The sequence below is a fragment of the Acidovorax sp. CF316 genome (assembly GCF_000276605.1).
Taxonomy (GTDB): domain Bacteria; phylum Pseudomonadota; class Gammaproteobacteria; order Burkholderiales; family Burkholderiaceae_C; genus Acidovorax.
Map to the genome: position 1 here is coordinate 15,054 of NZ_AKJX01000118.1, position 22,051 is coordinate 37,104.

General features: G+C 68.6%; 19 protein-coding genes. 8 read left to right on the forward strand and 11 right to left on the reverse strand.

All coding sequences use genetic code 11. The features are described from left to right. Positions 1-7: 7 nt before the first annotated feature. The 3 genes from proW to PMI14_RS13655 all read right to left on the reverse strand — a co-directional run bounded on the left by proW (position 8) and on the right by PMI14_RS13655 (position 3,584). A complete protein-coding gene (gene proW, locus PMI14_RS13645) occupies positions 8-1,237 on the reverse strand; it encodes a glycine betaine/L-proline ABC transporter permease ProW (RefSeq protein ID WP_007855273.1) in 1,230 nt (409 codons plus the stop codon). Continuing rightward, positions 1,234-2,481 carry a glycine betaine/L-proline ABC transporter ATP-binding protein ProV gene (gene proV, locus PMI14_RS13650; RefSeq protein ID WP_007855274.1) on the reverse strand — a complete coding sequence of 416 codons (1,248 nt, stop codon included), beginning with the start codon at positions 2,479-2,481 and terminating at the stop codon, positions 1,234-1,236. Before proV ends, proW begins: the two co-directional genes overlap by 4 nt. A 530-nt stretch (positions 2,482-3,011) precedes the next feature. Next, positions 3,012-3,584: a TIGR00645 family protein gene (locus PMI14_RS13655; RefSeq protein WP_007855275.1), complete on the reverse strand. Its 573-nt coding sequence runs from the start codon at positions 3,582-3,584 to the stop codon at positions 3,012-3,014. A gap of 190 nt (positions 3,585-3,774) precedes the next feature. Here PMI14_RS13655 and acs point away from each other — a divergent pair, with 190 nt between their 5' ends. Both acs and PMI14_RS13665 read left to right on the forward strand, forming a co-directional pair. Beyond that, positions 3,775-5,778 carry an acetate--CoA ligase gene (gene acs / locus PMI14_RS13660; RefSeq protein WP_007855276.1) on the forward strand — a complete coding sequence of 668 codons (2,004 nt, stop codon included), beginning with the start codon at positions 3,775-3,777 and terminating at the stop codon, positions 5,776-5,778. Positions 5,779-6,190: 412 nt separating this feature from the next. Further along, entirely contained in the window at positions 6,191-6,661 is a 471-nt protein-coding gene (locus PMI14_RS13665; protein WP_007855277.1) for a hypothetical protein, read from the forward strand. An 89-nt stretch (positions 6,662-6,750) separates the two neighbouring features. On the opposite strand, the gene PMI14_RS13670 is transcribed toward PMI14_RS13665, so the two are convergent. Further along, positions 6,751-7,056, reverse strand: coding sequence for a c-type cytochrome (locus PMI14_RS13670; protein WP_007855278.1), 306 nt, complete (start codon positions 7,054-7,056; stop codon positions 6,751-6,753). Between the two features lie 119 nt (positions 7,057-7,175). Here PMI14_RS13670 and PMI14_RS13675 point away from each other — a divergent pair, with 119 nt between their 5' ends. Then, entirely contained in the window at positions 7,176-7,418 is a 243-nt protein-coding gene (locus tag PMI14_RS13675) for a TIGR04438 family Trp-rich protein (RefSeq protein ID WP_007855279.1), read from the forward strand. A 132-nt stretch (positions 7,419-7,550) separates the two neighbouring features. On the opposite strand, the gene PMI14_RS13680 is transcribed toward PMI14_RS13675, so the two are convergent. Genes PMI14_RS13680 through PMI14_RS13690 form a run of 3 tightly spaced genes read right to left on the reverse strand, consistent with a single transcriptional unit; the run spans position 7,551 to position 10,735 of the window. After that, the gene (locus PMI14_RS13680; RefSeq protein ID WP_007855281.1) at positions 7,551-8,429 is read right to left on the reverse strand and encodes a LysR family transcriptional regulator; all 879 of its coding nucleotides are present in this window, start codon (positions 8,427-8,429) and stop codon (positions 7,551-7,553) included. A 60-nt stretch (positions 8,430-8,489) separates the two neighbouring features. Further along, a complete protein-coding gene (locus PMI14_RS13685; protein WP_007855282.1) occupies positions 8,490-9,437 on the reverse strand; it encodes an ornithine cyclodeaminase family protein in 948 nt (315 codons plus the stop codon). After that, positions 9,434-10,735 (reverse strand): FAD-dependent oxidoreductase, encoded by a 1,302-nt coding sequence (locus tag PMI14_RS13690; protein ID WP_007855283.1) that lies wholly within the window; start codon positions 10,733-10,735, stop codon positions 9,434-9,436. Before PMI14_RS13690 ends, PMI14_RS13685 begins: the two co-directional genes overlap by 4 nt. Before the next feature lie 252 nt (positions 10,736-10,987). Here PMI14_RS13690 and PMI14_RS13695 point away from each other — a divergent pair, with 252 nt between their 5' ends. Together PMI14_RS13695 and PMI14_RS13700 are read left to right on the forward strand one after the other, a co-directional pair. Next, positions 10,988-11,893 (forward strand): amino acid ABC transporter substrate-binding protein, encoded by a 906-nt coding sequence (locus PMI14_RS13695; RefSeq protein ID WP_007855284.1) that lies wholly within the window; start codon positions 10,988-10,990, stop codon positions 11,891-11,893. An 83-nt stretch (positions 11,894-11,976) separates the two neighbouring features. Continuing rightward, positions 11,977-13,680, forward strand: a complete 1,704-nt coding sequence (locus PMI14_RS13700) for an amidohydrolase family protein (protein WP_007855285.1) — start codon at positions 11,977-11,979, stop codon at positions 13,678-13,680. 88 nt (positions 13,681-13,768) lie between these two features. Here PMI14_RS13700 and ilvD read toward each other — a convergent pair whose 3' ends face one another. After that, complete coding sequence (ilvD, locus tag PMI14_RS13705) at positions 13,769-15,475, reverse strand: dihydroxy-acid dehydratase (RefSeq protein WP_007855286.1); 1,707 nt, start codon at positions 15,473-15,475, stop codon at positions 13,769-13,771. A gap of 163 nt (positions 15,476-15,638) precedes the next feature. Between ilvD and PMI14_RS13710 the strand changes: the two genes are divergently transcribed. Continuing rightward, positions 15,639-16,604, forward strand: coding sequence for a LysR family transcriptional regulator (locus PMI14_RS13710; protein ID WP_007855288.1), 966 nt, complete (start codon positions 15,639-15,641; stop codon positions 16,602-16,604). Here PMI14_RS13710 and PMI14_RS13715 read toward each other — a convergent pair. Together PMI14_RS13715 and PMI14_RS13720 are read right to left on the reverse strand one after the other, a co-directional pair. Then, positions 16,601-17,776, reverse strand: a complete 1,176-nt coding sequence (locus PMI14_RS13715; RefSeq protein ID WP_007855289.1) for an MFS transporter — start codon at positions 17,774-17,776, stop codon at positions 16,601-16,603. The two genes, PMI14_RS13710 and PMI14_RS13715, sit on opposite strands and share 4 nt — an antisense overlap. A 48-nt stretch (positions 17,777-17,824) precedes the next feature. Further along, entirely contained in the window at positions 17,825-18,838 is a 1,014-nt protein-coding gene (locus PMI14_RS13720) for a GlxA family transcriptional regulator (RefSeq protein ID WP_007855291.1), read from the reverse strand. 258 nt (positions 18,839-19,096) lie between these two features. Between PMI14_RS13720 and PMI14_RS13725 the strand changes: the two genes are divergently transcribed. Beyond that, on the forward strand, positions 19,097-20,389 hold the full coding sequence (locus PMI14_RS13725; RefSeq protein WP_007855293.1) for a hypothetical protein: 1,293 nt from the start codon (positions 19,097-19,099) through the stop codon (positions 20,387-20,389). A gap of 90 nt (positions 20,390-20,479) precedes the next feature. Here PMI14_RS13725 and bfr read toward each other — a convergent pair whose 3' ends face one another. Then, a complete protein-coding gene (bfr, locus tag PMI14_RS13730; RefSeq protein ID WP_007855294.1) occupies positions 20,480-20,950 on the reverse strand; it encodes a bacterioferritin in 471 nt (156 codons plus the stop codon). A 212-nt stretch (positions 20,951-21,162) separates the two neighbouring features. On the opposite strand from bfr, the gene lgt reads away from it, so the two are divergent. Next, the gene (gene lgt / locus PMI14_RS13735) at positions 21,163-22,002 is read left to right on the forward strand and encodes a prolipoprotein diacylglyceryl transferase (RefSeq protein WP_007855295.1); all 840 of its coding nucleotides are present in this window, start codon (positions 21,163-21,165) and stop codon (positions 22,000-22,002) included. The last annotated feature ends 49 nt before the right edge of the window (positions 22,003-22,051 follow it).

The window sequence follows — 22,051 nt, forward strand, 5'->3', positions numbered from 1 at the left end:
GGCGCGGTCAGTGCCCGGCGCGTGCCAGGGCCGGCGGGGTCGGCAAAGCCTGGTCCTGCTGCGGGGTGCTGGCGGGCCGCAGCAGGCGCGCAGCCAGGCGCAGCGCCAGCCCCGCAGGGCCCCTGTGCCACCAGCGGCGTGCACCGCGGCGCGGCCGGCCCAGTGCCTGGGTGATGCGGTCCAGCGTGATGGCCAGCAGCACGATGCCCAACCCGCCCACGGTGGCCAGGCCCATGTCGAGGCGGCCGATGCCGCGCAGCACCATCTGCCCCAGGCCTCCCACGGCGATCATCGAGGCGATGACCACCATGGACAGCGACAGCATCAGCGCCTGGTTGATGCCGGCCATGATGGAGGGCATGGCCAGCGGCAACTGCACCTTCACCAGCATCTGCAGCGGCGAGGCGCCGTAGGCGCGCGAGGCCTCGATCAGGTCGGGCCGCACCTGGCGCAGGCCCAGGTTGGTCAGGCGCACCAGCGGCGGCAGCGCGAAGACGATGGTGACCACCACGCCCGGCACGTTGCCGATGCCCAGCAGCATCACCACCGGCACCAGGTAGACGAAGGCCGGCGTGGTCTGCATGGCATCGAGCAGTGGGCGCAGGAGGCGCTGTGCGCGGTCACTGCTGGCCAGCACGATGCCCAGGGGCAGCCCGATCAGCACGCAGAAGGCCAGCGAGGTGAGCACCAGCGACAGCGTGACCATGGCCTCGGGCCAGATGCCGAGCAGCGCCACCAGCGCCAGCGACACCACCGTGCCCAGCGCCAGCGCACGGCCGGCGAACTGCCAGGCCAGCAGGCCGGCCAGCACGACCATGGCGGGTGCGGGCAGGCTGGTGAGCAGGCTCTCTACGCCGTTGAGTGTGCCGTCGATGGGCGCGCGCACGCTCTGGAAGAAGGGGCGCAAATGCGCCACCGCCCAGGTCAGTCCCTGGTTGATCCAGGCCTCCACGGGCAGGGAGCCGTCGAACAGCTGGTGCAGGGGCAGGCCGCCCGTGGCCGACGGATCCACGGCTGCCGCCATGTCGGCCGGTGGCGCAGGCGTGTTGAGCCAGTCGGCGGACGCCGCGCCGCCGTCGCCGGCCTGCATGGAGGCCTGCCAGGGATCGACGAAGGGCGCGGGCTGCGGCAGGGCGGTGGTGGCATCGCCGGCCCAGGGGCTGGCGTCGGTCTGCAGGGGCAGGGATGCTTCCCGCGCCATGGCGGGGAGCGTGGCGTTCAGGGTCGTCTCGGTCATGCGGGGCTCCCGGTGGTGGCGGTGGAGGGGGTGGTGGCGGGAAGGGGCGGCGTGTCCCGGTCCAGAAAGCGCAGCAGCGTGGTCTTGCTGATGGCGCCGCGAAAGCGCCCGTCCGCGTCCACCACGGGCAGCGCGCACGGGGCCTGGGCCACCTGGCCGAAGAGGTCGGCCACAGGGGCCTGTGCGGCAATGGGCTCCACCACGCCAATGTAGGCATGCTGCAGCCCCAGCGGCCCGGTGTGGCCGCGCAGGGCCGTGCGCAGCGAATCGGCCGACACGGTGCCCAGGTACTGCCGGGTGGGGCTGAGCACGTAGGCGAAGTCGTCGTCATGCCCCTCGATGAGCTGCAGCGCCGCGCGGGCGCCCCGGTCGCTGTGCTCGTTCACCACCGTGAGGCGCTTGCGCGCGATGTCGCCGGCCTTGAACACGGCGGCCGCGTCCACCCCGCGCACGAAGCTGCGCACGTAGGCGTTGGCCGGGTTGCGCAAAATCTCGTCGGGCGTGCCCACCTGCACCACCTCGCCATCCTTCATGATGGCGATGCGGTCGCCGATGCGCATGGCCTCGTCCAGGTCGTGCGAGATGAAGACGATGGTGCGCCGGCGCACCTGCTGCAGGCGCAGCAGCTCGCTTTGCATCTCGGTGCGGATGATCGGGTCCAAGGCAGAGAAGGCCTCGTCCATGAGCAGGATGGACGGGTCACTGGCCAGCGCCCGCGCCAGGCCTACGCGCTGCTGCATGCCGCCGGAGAGTTCGTCGGGGTAGCTTGCGCCCCAGCCCGCCAGGCCCACCTGGTCCAATGCCAGGGCGGCCTGTCGCTCGCGCTCGGCCCGGCCCACGCCGGCCAGCGCGAGCCCGAAGGCGGCGTTGTCCAGCACCGTCAGGTGCGGCATGAGGGCGAAGGACTGGAAGACCATGCTGATGTCCTTGCGGCGCAGGGCGCGCAGCGCGCGGCCGCCCAGGGCGTTGATGTCCTCGCCGTCCACCAGGATGCGGCCGGCCGTGGGCTCGATCAGGCGGTTGAGCATGCGCACCAGGGTGGACTTGCCCGAGCCCGACAGGCCCATGACGACGAAGATCTCGCCGGCCGCGATGGTGAAGCTGGCGTCGAAGACGCCGATGGACTGGCCGGTCTGCGCCAGGATGTCTTTCTTGTCCAGGCCCTGGCGGGCCAGGTCCAGCGCGGTCTGCGGCGCGTCGCCGAAAACCTTGAACACATGCTCGATGGTGATTTGCTTGGCCATGTGGTGGGTCCTTCCTCGGTGGGTGACGGGTGGAACAGCACGCCCAGCCACCCGCAGGTGGCCCAGGCTCGGTCGATGGCCGGAAAAGCGAAACCCTGATGCGGCAGCCGACCCGGCGCACAGGCGCAGGGCACAAAGGCAGGGATGGGCACGGCAGGTGCCCGGATCGGCCCGGATGGCACGCGAGGTGGTGCGCAAGGGCCTGGGTGTCGGCGCGGCACCGCAGGGGGTGTTTGAGCGCCGAAAGATGCATCAGGGCCGGAGATCCGCCATGGCGTCGGGGGCTGTCCGTCAACAGGTTTCAGCCGTCCCGACAGGGAGACTCACCCCGTGGAAGGGCGAATTACCTGCGTTGCAGGTTGTAAAACACCCATGAATTATAGGCATTCAGTGTGTTTATGTCGAAAATGCGGGTTTTTCGGGCGGTGTTATACGCGGGCGCAGTGCGTGCAGCGCGTAGGGCGCCCACGAAAAAGCCCCGCAGGGCCTGCGCTGGCAGGCCCGTGCGGGGCTTTTTTTTGAGGGGGCGGTCAGTGCTTGGCGGGCGGTGCGCTGTGCGCCATCAGGCGGTCCGTCGCGGCGATGGCCAGTGCGCTCAGCAGGAATACCACGTGGATGATGGTCTGCCACATCAGCACCTTGATGTCATAGTTGGCGGCGTTGATGAAGGTCTTGAGCAGGTGGATGGAGCTGATGCCGATGATGGCGGTGGCCAGCTTGACCTTGAGCACCGAGGCGTTCACGTGGCTCAGCCACTCGGGCTGGTCGGGGTGGTCTTCGAGGTGCAGGCGCGAGACGAAGGTCTCGTAGCCGCCCACGATCACCATGATCAAGAGGTTGGAGATCATCACCACGTCGATCAGCGCCAGCACCACCAGCATGATGATGGTCTCGTTGAGCGCCGTGACCTCGAAATCGCTCTTGTAGCCGATGCTGGATACCAGCGATTTGAGCGCCGCCGTGTTGCCGAACGCCGCCTCGACCAGGTGCACCAACTCCACCCAGAAGTGGAACACGTACACCGCCTGCGCCAGGATCAGGCCCAGGTACAGGGGCAACTGCAGCCAGCGGCTGGCAAAGATCAGCGAGGACAGGGGGCGCATGGGCGTGGGTGTCAGTGGGGGCTTGGGAGCGGACATAAAGTGGGCGGGGTAGGGGAGACGCGCGATTTTAGGGTGTCTCCCGCAATGGCCTGTGACAGGAGCTGTAAGCTTCGTGCCAGTCAGTGGCTTGTAAGTGCCGCGCAGGACAGTACCGGCCAAATCAATTCCATCAGACCCAGGAGACAACAAGATGAGTGCAGCATCCACCTCTACATCGGCAATCGAGTCCGTGCTGGTTGAAAACCGTGTGTTCCCCCCATCGGATGCCATCGCGCGCGCCGCCCGCGTGTCCGGCATGGCTGGGTACGACGCCCTGTGTGCCGAGGCCGACAAGGACTTCGAAGGCTTCTGGGCCCGCCTGGCGCGCGAGAACGTGCAGTGGACCCGGCCCTTCACGCGCACGCTCGACGAATCCAATGCCCCCTTCTTCAAGTGGTTCGACGATGGCGAGCTCAATGCCAGCGCCAACTGCCTGGACCGCCATATCGGCACGCCCACCGAGAACAAGGACGCGATCATCTTCGAGGCCGACGACGGCACGGTGACCCGCGTGACCTACAAGGAGCTCCTGACCCGTGTCAGCCAGTTCGCGAATGCGCTCAAGGCCCACGGCGTGCAAAAGGGCGACCGCGTGCTGATCTACATGCCCATGACGGTGGAGGGCGTGATCGCCATGCAGGCCTGCGCCCGCATCGGCGCCACGCACAGCGTGGTGTTCGGCGGCTTCAGCGCCAAGGCCGTGCAGGAGCGCATCATCGACGCTGGTGCCGTGGCCGTGATCACCGCCAACTACCAGATGCGCGGCGGCAAGGAGCTGCCGCTCAAGGCCATCATCGACGAGGCCCTGGCCGCCGGCGGCTGCGACACCATCCGCAACGTCTTCGTCTACCAGCGCACGCCCACGGCCTGCAACATGGTGGCCGGGCGCGACAAGACCTTCACCGAGGCCCTGGAAGGCCAGAGCACCGACTGCCCGCCCGTGGCCGTGGGGGCAGAGCACCCGCTGTTCATCCTGTACACCAGCGGCTCCACCGGCAAGCCCAAGGGCGTGCAACACAGCACCGGCGGCTACCTGCTGTGGGCCAAGCTCACCATGGACTGGACCTTCGACCTGCGCCCGGACGACATCTTCTGGTGCACGGCCGACATCGGCTGGATCACCGGCCACACCTACGTGGCCTACGGTCCGCTGGCAGCCGGCGCCACGCAGATCATCTTCGAGGGCATCCCGACCTTCCCGAACGCCGGGCGCTTCTGGCAGATGATCGAAAAGCACCAATGCACGATCTTCTACACGGCCCCCACTGCCATCCGCTCGCTCATCAAGGCTGCCGAGGGCGATGCCGCCGTGCACCCCGCGCGCTCGGACCTGTCGAGCCTGCGCATCCTGGGCAGCGTGGGCGAGCCGATCAACCCCGAAGCCTGGATGTGGTACCACAAGAACGTGGGCGGCGAGCGCTGCCCCATCGTGGACACCTTCTGGCAGACCGAGACCGGCGGCCATGTCATCACCCCGCTGCCCGGCGCCACCCCGCTGGTGCCCGGCAGCTGCACGCTGCCACTGCCCGGCATCGCCGCCGCCATCGTCGATGAGGTGGGCAACGACATCGCCAACGGCACGGGCGGCATCCTGGTCATCAAGCGCCCCTGGCCGAGCATGATCCGCACCATCTGGAACGACCCCGAGCGCTTCAAGAAGGCCTACTTCCCCGAAGAGCTCAAGGGCTACTACCTGGCCGGTGACGGCGCCGTGCGCAGCGCCGACCGCGGCTACTTCCGCATCACCGGCCGCATCGACGACGTGCTCAACGTCTCGGGCCACCGCATGGGCACCATGGAGATCGAGTCGGCCCTGGTCTCCAAGACCGACCTGGTGGCCGAAGCCGCCGTGGTGGGCCGCCCCGACGACGTGACCGGCGAGGCCATCTGCGCCTTCGTCGTGCTCAAGCGCTCGCGCCCCACCGGCGAAGAGGCCAAGCAGATCGCCAACGAGCTGCGCGCCTGGGTCGCCAAGGAAATCGGCCCCATCGCCAAGCCCAAGGACATCCGCTTCGGCGACAACCTGCCCAAGACCCGCAGCGGCAAGATCATGCGCCGGCTGCTGCGCAGCATCGCCAAGGGGGAGGCGATCACGCAGGACACGAGCACGTTGGAGAATCCGGCAATCCTGGAGCAATTGGCCCAGACCAATTGATCCAGGAAGGCGCCGCGTAAGCGGCGCCTGCGCGCAGCGCTTGCCGGATTCGGGGACACTCATTTCGCCGAAGGCGATGTGATGTGGCCACAGAACCCCGTTGTTCATCCACCGCGCGTGATCGAAGCACCCTTTTGACGTTGCGAAGCCTTTCGGGTCCCACGGGCCCGACAGCCCCTTCCGGAGCGCTTTTCCTCCCTCCCTCTCTTTTTCGTTTCGGGACGCTTCGCGACTTTTTTATCCCGGTCACCGGCCGCTGCGCAGCGGCCTGGCAGCCGCCCCTGTAGGACAGCTTCGGCAAACTGCTGCAAGGTCTGTGTTTGCAGCCCCGCATGGGTTACAACCCGTTCAACGCGCCGCCGGCCATGAGGGCCGGTGGGCGATGCGTGCAACGAACGAACGGAGCTTTACCATGCAATTGCGATCCATCGTGCTGCTACTGACCATGCTGGCGATTGCCGTGCTGGCGGCGTTCAACTGGGCGGCACTGTCTGCCCCCGTGCTGGTGTCCCTGGGCCTGACCACGCTGGAGGCGCCCCTGGGCCTGCTCATGCTGGGGCTCACGGCCTTGCTGGCCGTCGTGGGTGTGGCCTACGTGCTGTCGCTGCAAGGCTCGGTGCTGCTGGAGACACGCCGCCACACCAAGGAGCTGCAGGCCCAGCGCGAACTCGCCGACAAGGCCGAGGCCTCGCGATTCACCGAGCTGCGCAGCTTTCTGGAAACCCAGCAGCAGCAAACGCATACCGCCCTGCTGGCCCGGCTGGACCATCTCGAAACCCGCCTGGCCGCCCGCGCCCAGGAATCCGACAACACCACCGCCGCCTACGTGGGGCAACTGGAGCAGCAACTGCGCGTGCGCGGCGCCGACATGAACCTCGTGTAACACGGCCCGTACCAAGGTGCCAGAAGCACAACAGCCGCCCCACTGGCACAGTGAGGCGACTGTTGCGTAGGGGGCGCAGAGCGGTGGACTTACTTGACCGTCAGCACCCAGGCCGCCAGTTTCTTCGCATCGGCCTCGTTCACCTGGGCATTGGCGGGCATGGGCACGGGGCCCCACACGCCACCACCGCCCTTCATGATCTTGCCCGCGAGCTTGTCCACGGCGTCCTTCTGGCCCGCATACTTGGCGGCCACTTCCTTGTAAGAGGGGCCCACCACCTTCTTGTCCATGGCATGGCAGGCCATGCAGCTCTTGGCCGTGGCCAGCGCCAGGTCGGCCATGGCGGGGCCCGCCACCGACAGCGAAAGGGCCAATGTGATCAGAGTGCGCTTCATGGTGGGGATTTTCCTGTGGGTTGGGTTACAGTTCTTTTAACGGAATTGTAGTGACTTGGGTTGACCCCGGCCCCGCAGGCCGCCAAGTCCCTGCGCCCCCGTATTGTTCGGAGAATGCTATGTACATCCTTGTCATCGCCGTCATCCTGTCGGCACTCAAATACCTGGAAATCGGCCCCGTCGCAAACATGGATTGGTGGTGGATCCTGGGCTTCTACGGCGCTACCATCGTCTGGTGGGCCTGGGCCGACGGCACGGGCTATACCAAGCGCAAGGCCATGGAGCGCATGGAGGAAAAAAAGCAGGCACGCATCAACAAGCACAAGGAAGCGCTGGGCATGGCGCCGCGCAAGCCGCGCTGAGGAGTCTTTTCCGCCCGGTGAGGCTGCCTGCGGGCCAGGCGCTGGTCGACTGACGGCTGGTGCCCCTCGCACCATGACAAAAGCCCGTGCCACTGGGGTACGGGCTTTTTCACGCCTGCCGCCTGGCAGGAATCAGCCCAACGCCCGCCCCATCTCCTCCACCAGCGCACCGGCCGCCGCGCTCCAGGGTAGGTCCCGCGAGCGCAGCGCATAGGCCACCGTGCCCACTTCCGGTGCCAGGGGCCGCACCTGCAGGCCGGGGTGGCGCCGGGCGTACCAGGCCGACCAGTTGTCCACCAGGGCCCAGCCCAGGCCCTGGGCGGCCATTTCGATGGCGGCGTGGTAGCTGGCGGTGGTGATGCGCGCGGCAGGCGCCACGCCATGGGCGTCGTAGGCCATGTGCAGCTGGCGACCAATGGGGTCGGCCGGGTCCAGGTCGATCAGCGGGTGATCGGCCAGGGCCTGCAGGGGGACGGGGCCATCGCCGGGCGGCAGGTCCAGGCCCACGCAGGCCACGCGGCCGCGGCCGATGGGCAGGTCCACCGCGGCGGGGTGGTTGGAGGGCTCCAGGGCAAAGCCCAGGTCCGCCTCGCGGCGCACGATGGCGTCGGCGATCTGGCGCGAGTGCAGGGTGCGAAAGGTCAGGCGCACATCCGGGTAGGCGCGGTTCCAGCGGCCCAGGGCCTGGGGCAGCACCTCCATCGACAGCCCGGGCACGCACAGCAGGCGCAGCACCGTGTCGGAGCCGGCACCGAGGTTGGCCGCGCTGCGGCGCACGGCATCGAGCTGGCCGAAGAGCTGCTCCACCTCGGGGAACAGGCGCCGGGCTTCCACCGTGGGCGTGAGCCGGCCGCGCACGCGCTGGAACAGCGTGACACCGATGCTCTGCTCGGCCTGCTGCAGCAGCCGCGAGGCTGCAGGCTGGGTGATGTGCAAGGTGTCGGCCGCGCCCTTGACGGTGCCGGCGCGCATCACGGCATAGAAGATCTCGATGTGGCGGATGCGGAACATGGGCACAGAGCGTAACAGGCGCGCGGGGTGCCGGCGCCCCGGGGGAGGGGGCCGCCCGCCTCAGGCGCCGCCGTGCTGCGCTTGCCAGGCCTTCCAGACCAGGGCTGCGGCCGCCAGGTCAGTGAGGCCCACGCCCACCGACTTGAAGACCACGACCTCGCTGTCAGACTGCCGCCAGCGGGCGTCTGCCGCGCCCAGTTCCACCAGGTCGACGATGCGCTCGGGTGGCAGCACGCCGTGGGCCTGGCCGGTCACCACCTCGCCGGCCTCGACCAGGCTCTGGGGCTTCCATTCCACGATGAGGCGGGCCGCGCGCGCCAGGGTGGCATCGTCGAGCTCGCTGCCCGTGGGCAGGCTGGTGCCCACGGCGATCACGGTAGCGCCGGGCTTCAGGCGGCTGCCATCGAACACCGGGGTCTTGGAGCGGGTGGCGGTGACGACGACGTCCGCCCCGTCCACGGCAGCGTCGGCCGCCATGGCGCGCACCGGCCGCTGCCAGCGCTGCGCTGCCTGGGCGCAGAAATCCGTGGTATCGCCCACGCCGACCACGCGCACCTCGTCAAAGGGCTGCTCGGTCATCAGGGCGTCCAGGTGGGCGCTGCCCTGCACACCGGTGCCGAACAGGGCCAGCACGCGGCGCCCGGTGGCCAGCCGCGACACGGCATGCACCGACAGCGCCGGCGTGCGAAAGCGCGTGATCTCGTTGCCCTGCACGGTGGCCAGGGGGCGGCCCGTTGCCGTATCGAACAGGTTGCAGACGAAATCGAAGCGGCCCGCCACGGTGCCATAGGTCTTGACGGCGGCCAGGCCTTCGTCGAGCCAGACGGCGCCCATGGCACTGAGCCGGAAGGCGCCGCATTCGATGCGGGTGCGTGCCTGGATCTGCGCCGTGCCCGTTGCCAGGCTGGCGAAGGCGCGCGCGATGGACTCGCGCACCGTGGGTACGCTCAGGTGCTTGGCCACGAAGGCGTCGTCGATGAAAGGGAGGTACGTGTTGTCGTTGCTCATGCGTTGCCCGCTGCCAGTGCGGCTGAAGAAGAGAAATGGGAGGCCGGGGCCTTACCCTCGAAGTGCGCCGCCAGCCGCTCGGCAGAACCGAAGGCCAGCGTGAAGCCCAGGGCGCCCTGGCCGGAGTTGACGAACAGGTTGCGCAAGCCACCGGCGCGGCCAATGCACGGCAGCCCGGTGGGGGTGGCCGGGCGCAGGCCGGCCCAGGGGCGCACGTCGCCCGGCGTGCCGCGCAGGCCGAACAACTGGCGCACGCTGTCCACCAGCAAGGCGATGCGGCCGTGGTCGATGCGTGTGTCCTGGCCCACCAACTCGGCAAATCCGGCCACGCGCAGCCGGCGCGTTGGGCCCGTGCCCAGCGGTGCGAACACGGTCTTGGTGGCGGTGTCGGTGAGGCTGGTGGCGGGCATGCGCACGATGTGCCCGGCCGCCACGTCGATGCTGTAGCCCTTGAGCGGCTGGATGGACACGCTGCCGCCCACGCCCAGAGGGCGCAGCAGCCCGGGAGTCTGCGCCCCGGCCGCCACCACGCAGGCATCGAAGGCAATGCGCTGCTGCGTGCCGTCGTGCTCGGCAAGCAGGCCCCGGGGCTCGCTGCCCTGGCAGTCCCAGGCGAGAAAGCGATGGTTCCACAGCGCGGTGAAGCGCGGGCCGCTGGCCAGTTCGTCGGCCAGCGCGGTGCACACCCTGGCGCAGTCGGCCACTTCCTCGCTCGGGGTCCAGATGCCGCCCGCCAGCGTTGCGGCGGGGTCCAGCGCGGGCTCGCGCGCGCAGCATTCCGCGCCCGTCAGCACCTGCTGCAGGGGGCCGTGCATGGCCTGCTGCAGCTGCACTTGGCGGCTGGCAGACTCCAGGCCTGCGGCACTGCGGTACAGCACCAGCTTGCCCTGCGTGGCATGCTCGATGCGCGCCGCCGGGACGTTCGCGCGCCAATGCTGGAAGGCGCTGTGGCTGTCACCGGCCAGGTGCAGCAACTGGCGCGTGGTGGCATCGGCGCGGGCCTGTGTGCAGGCGGCCATGAACTGCAGGCACCAGCGCCATGCAGCCGGGTCCAGCCCCGGGCGCAGGCGCAGCGGCGATGACGGCGAGAGCAGCAGCGACGGCAGCTGCGCAAAGATGGACGGCGCCGCCAGCGGCGCCACATAGGCATAGCTCAGCTGCGCGCCGTTCTGCGCGCTGGCACCACCGGCCGGGCCGGGGCCCTGGTCCAGCAGCACCACCTCGTGGCCCCTGGCGACGAGGGCCCGCGCCGTCGTCAACCCGACGATGCCGCCACCGATCACTGCAATACGCAACAACGCCTGCTCCTTGGTACAAAAAGAGCCCGCATCATCGGCGTGGCCTGCGGCGGCGTCGATTGCCGGAATGCCGATGGCCCATGCCCTGGCGGCATACCTTTCCTGCGGCGGTGCGCCTGCACCAGGACGGTGCCTGCAGGCGTATGCCGCCAAGGCATACACCATGGCGAAATTGCTACTCGCGGCGCGGCGGCCGGGCCCGTACATTGCGAGTGTTCGCAGACCCCCTTACAACACTTCCGGAGAGCACCCATGAACCGCTGGACCCGCACCGCCCTTGGCGCCGCCCTGTCGCTTGCCGCCCTGTCTTCTTCCTTCGCCCAGCCGCAGCCCACGCTGGCCAAGATGGCGCAGACCGGCGTGATCCACCTGAGCTACCGCGATTCGTCGGTGCCGTTCAGTTACCTGAACGACGCCAAGCCCATCGGCTTCAGCATCGAGATCTGCGACCGCATCGTGGAGATGCTCAAGGCCAAGGTGAAGCGGCCCGACCTGAAGATAGAGCGCCAGCCCGTGACCTCGCAAAACCGCATCCCGCTGGTGATGAACGGCACGGTGGACCTGGAATGCGGCTCCACCACCAACAACGTGGCGCGGCGCGAGCAGGTGGAGTTTGCGGTGAACTACTTCTACACCGGCACCCGGATGATGGTGAAGAAGACCTCGGGCATCACCACGCTGGCCGACCTCAAGGGCAAGAAGCTGGCCACCACCAGCGGCACCACCAACGTGCAGGTGCTGCGCAAGTACCTCAAGGACAACAACCAGGAAACCGAGATGCTGCTGGCCAAGGACCATGCCGATGGCGCGCTGCTGGCCGAAGGCGGCCGGGCCGATGCCTATGCCATGGACGACATCCTGCTGTACGGCCTGGTGGCCAATGCCAAGAACCCGGCGGAATGGACCATCGTGGGCGAGGCCCTGCAGGTCGAACCCTACGCCATCATGCTGCGCAAGAACGACCCTGAGTTCAAGAAGGAAGTCGATGCCGCGCTGGTCTCGCTCATGAAGAGCGGCGAGTTCGAGAAACTCTACGACAAGTGGTTCCTGCAGCCCATCCCGCCACGCAATGTGCCGCTGAATGTGCCCATGAGCGCCGAGCTCAAGAAGAACCTCAAGGAGTTCAGCGACCGACCTGCGGCACCTGCCGCCCCCTGATCGGTCCACCGCCGGATATCCCGCGCGGCCAGTGGCTGTGCGGCGCCTCCCTTCCCGAAACCTCCTTGAATCTGCCTGATCCGATGAACTCTTCCAAGCCCATGACCTTTTCCAAGCACCCGCGCCGGCTGGCCGTGATGACGCTGTGCTCCGTTCTCGGCACGGGCGTGATCGGCGGTTGCAGCAGCGGCAGCGGGCCGACCGCCACGGCGCCCGTGGTCGACTACCTGATCCGCGGCGCAGCCGTGTACACCGGTGATGGCGTCGAAGCCGTCCTGGGCGATGTGGGCGTGGCGGGCGAGCGCATCGCCTTTGTCGGCAAGGCCCCAGCCGGCACGGTGGCGCGCCGGACCATCGAGGCGCAGGGCATGGTGGTCGCTCCGGGCTTCATCGACGCCCACACCCATGCCGATGAGGACCTGCTGTCCGACTCGGCCGACAAGCGGCTGAACCGGCCCTTCCTCACGCAGGGCGTGACCACCGCGGTGATCGGCAACGACGGCTTTGGCAGCTACGACATCGCCGGACAGGCCCAGCGCCTGCGCACCAACCCGCCGGGCACCAACGTCGCCATGTTCGTGGGCTTCGGCCCTGTGCGCCAGAGCCAGCTGGCCAATGCCAACGCGGCGCCCACGCCCGCGCAGCTGGCGACCATGAAGCAACTGGTGGAGGGTGCCATGTGCCAGGGGGCCCTCGGCCTGTCCACCGGGCTGTACTACACGCCGCAGAACTTCTCGACCACCGAGGAAGTGATCGAGCTGGCCAAAGTGGCAGCCGCGCACGGCGGCCTGTACGACAGCCATATCCGCAACGAGCAGACCAAGCAAGGCCTGCCCGACGCGATTGCCGAGGCCCTGCGCATCGGTCGCGAGGCGAAGATCGCCGTGCACATCGCCCACATCAAGGCCCTGGGCGTAGAAACGCAAGGCATGGCGGGTGCGCTGATCCGCATGGTCGAGGCAGCGCAGCAAAGCGGCCAGAAAGTCACGGCCGACCAGTACCCCTGGCTCGCGTCGAGCACCAATCTTTCGGCGGCGTTGATGCCGCCCTGGGCCAATGCGGGCGGGCGCGAGGCGCTGCTCAAGCGCTTTGACGATGCCGCGGTGCAGGAGCGCCTGCGCAAGGACATCACCGAGAACCTGCGCCTGCGCAACGGGCCCGAGGCGATCCTGATCTCCTCGGGCAACCCGAAGTACGTGGGCAAGACGCTGCAGCAGATCGCCAGTGCCACCGGCACCGATGCAGTGGCAGTCGTGGTGCAGGTGCTGCGCGAGAGCGAGGTCAAGATCGCCAACTTCAACCAGAGTGACGCCGACGTCCGCGCCTTCATGGCTCGCCCCTGGGTGGTGACCTCGTCGGACTCGTCAGCCGGGCACCCACGCGCTGTAGGCTCCTTCGCGCAGAAGTACGCTGAGTACGTGGTGCGGCAAAAGCACCTCTCCATCGGCCAGTTCGTGCGCAGCAGCACGGCGCTCACGGCCGATGCGCTGGGCATCGCCGAGCGCGGCCGCCTCAAGGCCGGGCACTTTGCGGACATCGTGGTGTTCGACCCCGCACGCTTCAAGGCCCGGTCAACCTACACCGCGCCGACTCTGCTGTCCGAAGGTGTTGTGCTGACCATGGTCAATGGCAAGCCGGTGGTGGAGCGTGACCAGCCCACGGGCGTAGCCGCCGGGCAGGTGCTGCTGCGCAAGGCACGCGAAGGTCTTTGCAGCGCGCAGTCGATGAAGACGGCCAAGGTGGTGCCTCCGAGCGGCCTGGCTGCGACCCACGACCATGCCCACTGAGCCGGCAGTAGCAGCGCCAACAAAAAAGCCCGCGGCCTGAAGAGGCCACGGGCTTTTTGTTGGGAGGTCCTGCTGTTCAGCCTGGGGATCAGTACGCGTCCAGCACCGCGCCCTTGCTCGCGCTCGATGCATTGAAGGCGAACTTGGCCTGCACGCCACGCGTATAGCGGGGTGCGGGCGCCGTCCAGCCGGCACGGCGCTTGGCGATTTCTTCTTCGGGCACGTTCAGTTCCAGCAGCAGCTGGCGCGCGTCGATGGTGATGCTGTCGCCTTCGTTGACGAAGGCAATGGTGCCGCCGGCAGCGGCTTCGGGCGCCACGTGGCCGACCACCATGCCCCAGGTGCCGCCGGAGAAGCGGCCGTCGGTGATCAGGCCCACGCTCTCGCCCAGGCCGGCGCCGATGAGGGCGCCGGTGGGGGCCAGCATCTCGGGCATGCCGGGGCCGCCCTTGGGGCCCAGGTAGCGCAGCACCATCACGTCACCGGCCTTGATCTTGCCGGCCAGGATGGCTTCCAGGGCCGATTGCTCGTCGTCGAACACGCGGGCCGGGCCGGTGATGACGGGGTTCTTCAGGCCGGTGATCTTGGCGACGGCGCCTTCGGGGCTGAGGTTGCCCTTCAGGATGGCCAGGTGGCCCTGCGCGTACATGGGGTTGTCGATGTTGCGGATCACGTCCTGGTCGGCACGCGGCACATCGGGCACGTCCTTGAGCACTTCGGCAATGGTCTTGCCGCTGATGGTGATGCAGTCGCCGTGCAGCAGGCCGGCCTTGAGCAGCACCTTCATGACCTGCGGGATGCCGCCTGCGCGGTGCAGGTCCACGGCCAGGTACTTGCCGCTGGGCTTGAGGTCGCACAGCACGGGGGTCTGCTTGCGGATGCGTTCGAAGTCGTCGATGTCCCATTCCACGCCCGCGGTGTGGGCGATGGCCAGGAAGTGCAGCACGGCGTTGGTGGAGCCGCCCGTGGCCATGATCACGGCCACGGCGTTCTCGATGGCCTTCTTGGTCACGATGTCGCGGGGCTTCAAGTCCATCTTGATGGCCTCGATCAGCACCTTGGCCGATTCCTTGGCCGAGTTCATCTTCTCGTCGTGCGGGTTGGCCATGGTCGACGAGTAGGGCAGGCTGATGCCCAGGGCCTCGAAGGCGCTGGACATGGTGTTGGCGGTGTACATGCCGCCGCACGAGCCGGTGCCGGGGATGGCGCGCTTTTCGATCTCCTTGAGGTCGAAGTCGCTGAGCTTGCCAGCGGCGTTCTCGCCCACGGCCTCGAACACGCTCACGATGTTCAGGTCCTTGTCCTGGTAGCGGCCGGGCAGGATGGTGCCGCCGTACACGTAGATGGCGGGCACGTTGGCGCGCAGCATGCCCATCAGGCCGCCGGGCATGTTCTTGTCGCAGCCGCCGACCACCAGCACGCCGTCCATCCACTGGCCGCCGACGCAGGTCTCGATGCAGTCGCTGATGACTTCGCGGCTCACCAGGCTGTACTTCATGCCTTCGGTGCCCATGGCCATGCCGTCCGAGATGGTGGGCGTGCCGAACACCTGGGCGTTGCCGCCGGCTTCCTCGATGCCGGCGATGGCCGCGTCGGCCAGCTTCTGCAGGCCGCTGTTGCACGGGGTGATGGTGCTGTGGCCGTTGGCCACGCCGACCATGGGCTTGACGAAGTCGCCCTCTTCGTAGCCCATGGCGTAGTACATGGAGCGGTTGGGCGCACGCGACTTGCCTTGCGTGATGTTGGCGCTGCGGTGGTTGATGGGCTGGATCGGGATGGTCTTGCTGTCTGCCATGGCTGATTTCCTGGTGGGGGACTCGTTGTAATGGATGGGGCACTCCTGCGGCCAGGGTGTCCAACGCTCTCGGGGTGCAAGTATGCGGCGTTTGCCGCTGCGTTTCCAATCCCTTTCACCTGCTCGATTAATATGTAAAACGTATCACAGGCACATCACCGCCATGAAAGAAACCCTCATCGACGTCCGCGCCTGGCGCCAGTTCGTGGCCGTGGCCGAGGAACTGCACTTCGGCCGCGCCGCCATCCGCCTGCACATGACGCAGCCGCCGCTGACCCAGGCGATTGCGCAGATGGAGCGCTCGCTCGGCGTGGTGCTGTTCGACCGCACGCGCCGGCGCGTGGCGCTGACCCCGGCGGGCGAAGCCCTGCTGCCCGACGTGCGCGACTTTTTGGAGCGCGCGCAGGCGCTGCCCGTGCGGGCCCGCGCGGCGGCGGCGGGCGAGGTGGGGCGGGTGCGCCTCGCCTTTGTCTCCACCATCGGTTTCGAGCGGCTGCCCGAGTGGGTGCGCGACTTTCGCGTGCTGTGCCCGCAGGTGGCGCTGGAGCTGGTGGAGGCCACGGGCGACGTGCAGCGCGCGCTCTTTGCGCGCGGCGAGCTCGATGCCGGACTGGTGCTGCATTCGCCCGGCGCGGCGCCGCCCGAGCTGGCGCGCCTGGCCGTGGGCGAGGAGCCGCTGGTGCTGGCGCTGGCCGAGCGCCACCCGCTGGCCCAGGCGCCGCGGCTGGACCTGGCGCAGGTGCTGGCCGAGCCGCTGGTGATCTTTCCGCGGCGCATCGTGCCTTCGCTGCACGACGCGATCTTTGCGCTGTACCACGCGGCCGGCCGGGTGCCCGTGGTGGCGCAGGAGGCCATCCAGATGCAGACCATCGTCAACCTGGTGTGGGGCGGCCTGGGCGTGGCCTGGGTGCCCGAGAGCGTGACCCAGTTCCGCCGCGAGGGGGTGGTGTACCGCGCGGCCGATGCATTCGGGTCGGCAGCGGCCAAGGTGAAGAACAAGGCCGCAAAACCCGCTGGCGCGCCGCTGCTGCCCGTGTGCGAGACCAGCCTGGTCTGGCCCGCCGGGCTGAACAACCCGGCGCTGGCGCGGTTTGTCGACTTCGTGCGCGAGCGCTCGAAGACCGCTTAGCCTGCTGCGACGGGCGCTGCGCGCCCGCGCACGAAGAGCAGGCCCGCGGCAATGGCCAGCAGCGGCAGCGCCACGGCGTTGATGGCGGTCCAGCCCACCCCGGTGAGCAGGGCGCCTGACGCAAAGGACATCATCGCCGCCACGATGCCGTTGGCCAGCTGCATCAGCGCCTGGGCCTGGCCGCGCTCCTCGGGTGCATGCGATTCGGACAGCAGCGTGGTGCCGGCGATCACCATCAGGTTCCAGCCCGTGCCCAGCAGGAAGGAGCTGGCCAGGAACTCGGTGAACGACAGGCCCGACAGCGCCACCACCGCGCTGGCCGCCAGGCACGTGGCGCCCACCGTGGCCACGGGGCGGCTGCCGAAGCGGTCCACCAGCGCGCCCGAGAACAGCGCGGGTGCGAACATGCCGATCACATGCCACTGGATCACCTGCGCCGCCGAAGCGGCCGAGAAGCCGCAGACCTCCATGGCCAGTGGCGTGGCGTTCATCACCAGGATCATCAGGCCATGGCCGATGGCCGTCATCACCACCGCCGCGCGCAGGCCGGGGCGGGCCAGCAGGGCGCGCATGGCGGCCATGCCGCCCGCCGCTGGCTTGGGCGCCACGCCCTCGCGCAGCCGTGCCATCACCCCCCAGCCCAGTACGGCCAGCGCCGCGATGGCCAGGTAGGCGCCCGCGAGCGGCGTGGCCAGCAGGTTGCGCGACCACAGCGCCAGCGGCGGCGCGAACACCGCTGCGCACAGGCCGCCGGCCACCACGCAGGCAGCGGCCCGGCCTTTTTGGGCGGGGTCCACGGCCTCCAATGCGGCATAGGTGTAGTAGCCCGACGATGCCTGGTAGGCGCCGATGGCCAGCGTGCCCGCGCAGAAGATGGCGAAACTGCCCCACTGCACGCCGGCCATGCTGACGAGGCCGCCCACCACGCCGCACAGCGCACCGGCCTGCAACCCTGCGCGCCGGCCGCGGCGCTGCATGAACAGCGACAGCGGCTGCACCGACAGCAGGTTGCCCAGCACCAGCAAAGCGAGTGGCAGCGTGGCCAGCACCGGCCAGGGCGCCAGCCGCGCGCCGACGATGGAGGTCAGCGTGATGCCGATGATGGAGCAGCCCCAGTACAGGGCCTGGCCGGCAAACAGCAGGCGAACGGACGCATTGCGCAGGAGCAGCATGGGCAGGGCTTTCGGTGTGCGCCTGGCTGGCGCAGGGAGATGGGGGAATCAGTCGGCCAGGGCGCCCGCGCCAAAGCGCTGCGCATAGGCCTGCGGACTCACGGCACGGTGCTTGTGGAAACTGCGGCGCAGGTTCTCGGGGTGCTCGAAGCCGCACAGCCGCGCCACGGTGGCCACCGACGCCTGGGCCTGGGCGAGCAGGGATGAGGCCGCCTCCACGCGCACCCGCTCCACATAGCGCCCGGGCGTGGTGCCCAGCTCGCGCTGGAACACGCGGGTGAGCGTGCGTGGCGGCATGCAGGCGCGCTCGGCCAGGGCGTCGAGCGACAGGTCGCTGCCCAGCTGCGAGGGAATCCATTCGAGCAGCGCCGCCAGCCGCGGGGCGTGCCGGGTCTCGGGTGCCAGCAGCGCACTGAACTGGGCATGCCCGCCGGGGCGGCGCATGAACATCACCAGCCGCCGTGCCACGGCCAGCGCCATGGGCCGGCCCAGGTCGGCCTCCACCAGCGCCAGGGCCAGGTCGATACCGGCCGTGACGCCGGCCGAGGTGAAGAGGTGGCCGTACACGGGGTGGGCCGCGTCGTAGGTGTGCAGGCAGTCTTCGTCGACCTGCACGGCGGGGTAGTCCTGGCGCATCCGCTCCATGCGGCACCAGTGCGTGGTGGCGCGCAGGCCATCGAGCAGGCCGGCCTCGGCCAGCAGCAGCGCGCCCGAGCAGACCGAGCCCAGGCGCCGCACCTGGGGTGCCGCCTGGCGCAGCCACTGTTGCATGCCGGCGTGGCCCAGCTGGTCTGCCACGCCATCGCCGCCTGCCACCAGCACGGTGTCCAGGCCTGCGGGATCGGTGTCGGCCCAGCTGCCATCGGCCAGCAGCGCAAAGCCCGCCGAGGTGACGACAGGCCCTGGCGCCTCGGCCAGCAGGCGCAGCGCATAGGCGGGCGCCAGCCCGTGGCCCGTGCGCTCGGCATTGGCCGAGCCGAAGACCTGCATGGGGCCGATGGCATCCAGGCTCATCACGCCGGGGTAGACCAGGCAGGCAACGGTGCGGGGGGGGTGGGGCATGGGGCCAGTGTCGCCACTTGTCCGGTTGGCTGCAATGACAATCAGCCCACAGATATGGCCACACGCTCCCAACTGCCGTTGGAGCCACAGTGCGGTGCCACGGGCGCCGGTGGATGCCGCCCGGCGAGGATTGTCAAAAATCCATAATTTGCTGGTCATCGCTGGTGCACAGGCGCTATCCTGCAATCAGACGGGCCGGCCAGCGGGGCCCGCAACCCAGCCCGAGCTTGTCCATTGCACGCCATGAGGAGACTGTGAATGCCTTTGCCCTTGCGGTTTCCCAGAGAGATGGAGTGCTTCCTGAAGGCAGCGCAGCTGCTCGGCGCCATCCAGGGTGACCCCGGGCGGTTGGGCCCGGTCCTCGAGCTTCAGAAACTGCTCATCCGCCGCATCGCCAGGTCGGAGCTGAGCCATGCCCGCCTGCAGGATGCCCGGCTGCGGCTCAAGCAGCGCCTGGTGCGGGAGCGCCTGATCGGCGAGAAGGCGCGCGAGACGCGGGAGTTGGTCCTGAAGATACAGGACCGCTGCGACGCGCTGGAGCAGCTGCGCTTTCTGTACCGCTGCTTTGGAGACGGCATCGCGGCGGCCTACCAGGCCCCCCATCGCCACCGGTACTTCTACTTTGCCCAGCGGGCCCATGCCAAGGAGCGCCCGGGACTGCTCTCGAGGAAAGACATGTTTCGCAGCTGGTACCGGGCCCTGAAGCTGGGCATCGGCATGGGCATCCCGGTGGTCCTGGCCGATGTGACCAACATGCTGGGGCAGGGCGATCTATGCGTCCTGGCCGGCAGCGAGCCCCAGCCCATGGAGCTGAAGTCCTTCAACCAACGCGGCTCAGCGGCCAGACTCCATCAGGAGGCGTTGCTGCGCACCATGGCGTTCCTGGCACGCCAGGCCCCTGCAGGTACCGCCAGCCCGGGCAGCGCTGCCCAGCCTGGGGAGATTACTCCCGGTGTGGCGCACAGGGCGCATCTGAACGAATGCGTGCGGCAGGCCCTGGAGTGCGGAATCGCGCAGGTGCTTCCCGAGCCGGGCCTGTGCTACGTGGTCGTGCGCAATGACCACTACCGCAACCACCCGGATTGCCTTCGAACGCTCAAGGGGTTGCGCTCGAAGTCGACGATGTCGGTCCAGGTGACGCCCGAAACGGCCTGGATACCGATGCAGCCGTTCACCCTGTCCATGACCGCCGGCAACGCCGTGCTGTTCATGCAGGGGGGCTTTCAGCTGCTGGTCTACATCGACATGAAGGTGCTGGTATCGCACTTCGCATCGCTCGGGGTCCATGCCGTGGCCCTGATGGATGGCGTGACCGCCCTGCAGCTCTCCAACGATGCCGAAGACCTGGAGCATGGGCTCTACCGGGTCAGCGAAGTCCTCTTTCAGCGCATCTCCTGCGAGTTCATGCCGCTGCGCAGCTTTGCGCAGGAGATGGCCGGGATGCTGGAGCCGGTACAAGCCCAGGGGGACCAGGATCTGCTTTTCGCGCCGTCGGGGGAGTGGGACGAGGCGCGGCATTACTACGAAGACGAAGGGCCGCACCTGCATTGAGTGGCGCCTGGTGGGCGCACCGGCTCGCCCTCACCGGGCGCCGGGCGGCCAGCCGTGTGGCCGCCAGGGCGGGAAGGCCTCGCTTGCCGCTCAGGCGGCGGCCTGGGATTGCAGGTAGTTCTGCAGGCCGATCTTGTCGATCAGGCCGATCTGCTTTTCGAGCCAGTAGGCGTGGTCTTCCTCGGTGTCGCGCAGCTGGGCCAGCAGCAGGTCGCGGCTCACATAGTCGCCCACGCTCTCGCACAAGGCCATGCCGTTTTGCAGGGCAGCGCGCACTTCGTACTCGGTGGCCAGGTCCTTGCGCAGCATCTCGGGCACGGTTTCGCCGGGCGTGAACTCCTTGGGGCGCATGTCGGGGCGACCGCCCAGGAAGAGGATGCGGCGCAGCAGCGCGTCGGCATGCTGGGTTTCTTCCTGCATCTCGTGGTCCAGGCGGGTGTAGAGCTTGATGAAGCCCTGGTCCTCATAGATGCGCGAATGCGCGAAGTACTGGTCGCGCGCAGCCAGTTCGCCGCGCAGCAGATCCTTGAAGTAGTCGATGACTTGTGGGTTGCCCTGCATGTTCTTTTCCTTGTTACAGGCAGAAGTATCGCGTGCCCAGGGGGCTTTGTGGGGGAAAACCCCGGGGTGGCGCTCTGCATGCGTACAGGGATCAGAAGCGTTCTCATCGGGGGGGCCGTGCCGGTCGCCGCAGGGCCCTGCGCCAGCTTCCCCCACACCCTGCGGGGCTGCCGGCTGCAGGTGCCACGGCGCGCGGGCACAATACCGCCCAAATGCTGACCTACCCCCAAATCGATCCCATCGCCCTGCAAGTGGGCCCGCTGGCCATCCACTGGTATGGCCTGACCTACCTGGCGGCTTTCGGCCTGTTCATGCTGCTGGGCATCGCGCGGCTGCGGCACCAGCCGTTCGCCTCCATCACCGGGCCCGGCGCCTGGACGCGCAAGGACGTGGAGGACATCCTGTTCCTGGGCGTGGCGGGCGTGGTGGTCGGCGGGCGGGTGGGCTACTGCCTGTTCTACAAGCCGGGCTACTACCTGAGCCACCCGCTGGAGATCTTCTACGTGTGGCAGGGCGGCATGGCCTTCCATGGCGGGTTGCTGGGCGTGATCGTGGCCATGCTCTGGTTCGCGCACTCGCGCAAGCGCCCCTGGCTGCAGGTGGCCGATTTCGTGGCGCCCTGCGTGCCCACAGGTTTGGCGGCAGGCCGCGTGGGCAACTTCATCAACGGCGAACTCTGGGGCCGCTTTGCCAGCCCCGACCTGCCCTGGGGCATGGTGTTCCCGCAAAGCGGCTCCATGCTGCCGCGCCACCCCTCGCAGGTCTACCAGTTCCTGCTCGAAGGGCTGCTGCTGTTCGTGCTGCTGTGGCTGTACGCGCGGCGTGAGCGTCGCCAGGGCCAGGTCGCGGCCATGTTCCTGATCGGCTACGGTGCCTTCCGCTTCATTGCCGAGTACTTCCGCGAGCCCGATGCGCACCTGGGCATCCTCTCTCTGGGCATGAGCATGGGCCAGTGGCTGTGCGTGCCCATGATCGTGGCCGGCATCGCCATGTGGCTGTGGGCCGCCAAGCGCGAGGGCGGCACGCCCGCGCTCACGGCCTCCAAGTCCTGAGCTGCCGGTGCCCCTGACCCGCCGCCAATGGCTGGTGAGCGGCGCAGCC

What these genes read in the sequence shown, in the direction of transcription:
- proW (WP_007855273.1), bottom strand. Translation starts at nt 1,237, where the DNA reads ATGACCGAGACGACCCTGAACGCCACGCTCCCCGCCATGGCGCGGGAA.
- proV (WP_007855274.1), bottom strand. Translation starts at nt 2,481, where the DNA reads ATGGCCAAGCAAATCACCATCGAGCATGTGTTCAAGGTTTTCGGCGAC.
- PMI14_RS13655 (WP_007855275.1), bottom strand. Translation starts at nt 3,584, where the DNA reads ATGCGCCCCCTGTCCTCGCTGATCTTTGCCAGCCGCTGGCTGCAGTTG.
- acs (WP_007855276.1), top strand. Translation starts at nt 3,775, where the DNA reads ATGAGTGCAGCATCCACCTCTACATCGGCAATCGAGTCCGTGCTGGTT.
- PMI14_RS13665 (WP_007855277.1), top strand. Translation starts at nt 6,191, where the DNA reads ATGCAATTGCGATCCATCGTGCTGCTACTGACCATGCTGGCGATTGCC.
- PMI14_RS13670 (WP_007855278.1), bottom strand. Translation starts at nt 7,056, where the DNA reads ATGAAGCGCACTCTGATCACATTGGCCCTTTCGCTGTCGGTGGCGGGC.
- PMI14_RS13675 (WP_007855279.1), top strand. Translation starts at nt 7,176, where the DNA reads ATGTACATCCTTGTCATCGCCGTCATCCTGTCGGCACTCAAATACCTG.
- PMI14_RS13680 (WP_007855281.1), bottom strand. Translation starts at nt 8,429, where the DNA reads ATGTTCCGCATCCGCCACATCGAGATCTTCTATGCCGTGATGCGCGCC.
- PMI14_RS13685 (WP_007855282.1), bottom strand. Translation starts at nt 9,437, where the DNA reads ATGAGCAACGACAACACGTACCTCCCTTTCATCGACGACGCCTTCGTG.
- PMI14_RS13695 (WP_007855284.1), top strand. Translation starts at nt 10,988, where the DNA reads ATGAACCGCTGGACCCGCACCGCCCTTGGCGCCGCCCTGTCGCTTGCC.
- PMI14_RS13700 (WP_007855285.1), top strand. Translation starts at nt 11,977, where the DNA reads ATGAACTCTTCCAAGCCCATGACCTTTTCCAAGCACCCGCGCCGGCTG.
- ilvD (WP_007855286.1), bottom strand. Translation starts at nt 15,475, where the DNA reads ATGGCAGACAGCAAGACCATCCCGATCCAGCCCATCAACCACCGCAGC.
- PMI14_RS13710 (WP_007855288.1), top strand. Translation starts at nt 15,639, where the DNA reads ATGAAAGAAACCCTCATCGACGTCCGCGCCTGGCGCCAGTTCGTGGCC.
- PMI14_RS13715 (WP_007855289.1), bottom strand. Translation starts at nt 17,776, where the DNA reads ATGCTGCTCCTGCGCAATGCGTCCGTTCGCCTGCTGTTTGCCGGCCAG.
- PMI14_RS13720 (WP_007855291.1), bottom strand. Translation starts at nt 18,838, where the DNA reads ATGCCCCACCCCCCCCGCACCGTTGCCTGCCTGGTCTACCCCGGCGTG.
- PMI14_RS13725 (WP_007855293.1), top strand. Translation starts at nt 19,097, where the DNA reads ATGCCTTTGCCCTTGCGGTTTCCCAGAGAGATGGAGTGCTTCCTGAAG.
- bfr (WP_007855294.1), bottom strand. Translation starts at nt 20,950, where the DNA reads ATGCAGGGCAACCCACAAGTCATCGACTACTTCAAGGATCTGCTGCGC.
- lgt (WP_007855295.1), top strand. Translation starts at nt 21,163, where the DNA reads ATGCTGACCTACCCCCAAATCGATCCCATCGCCCTGCAAGTGGGCCCG.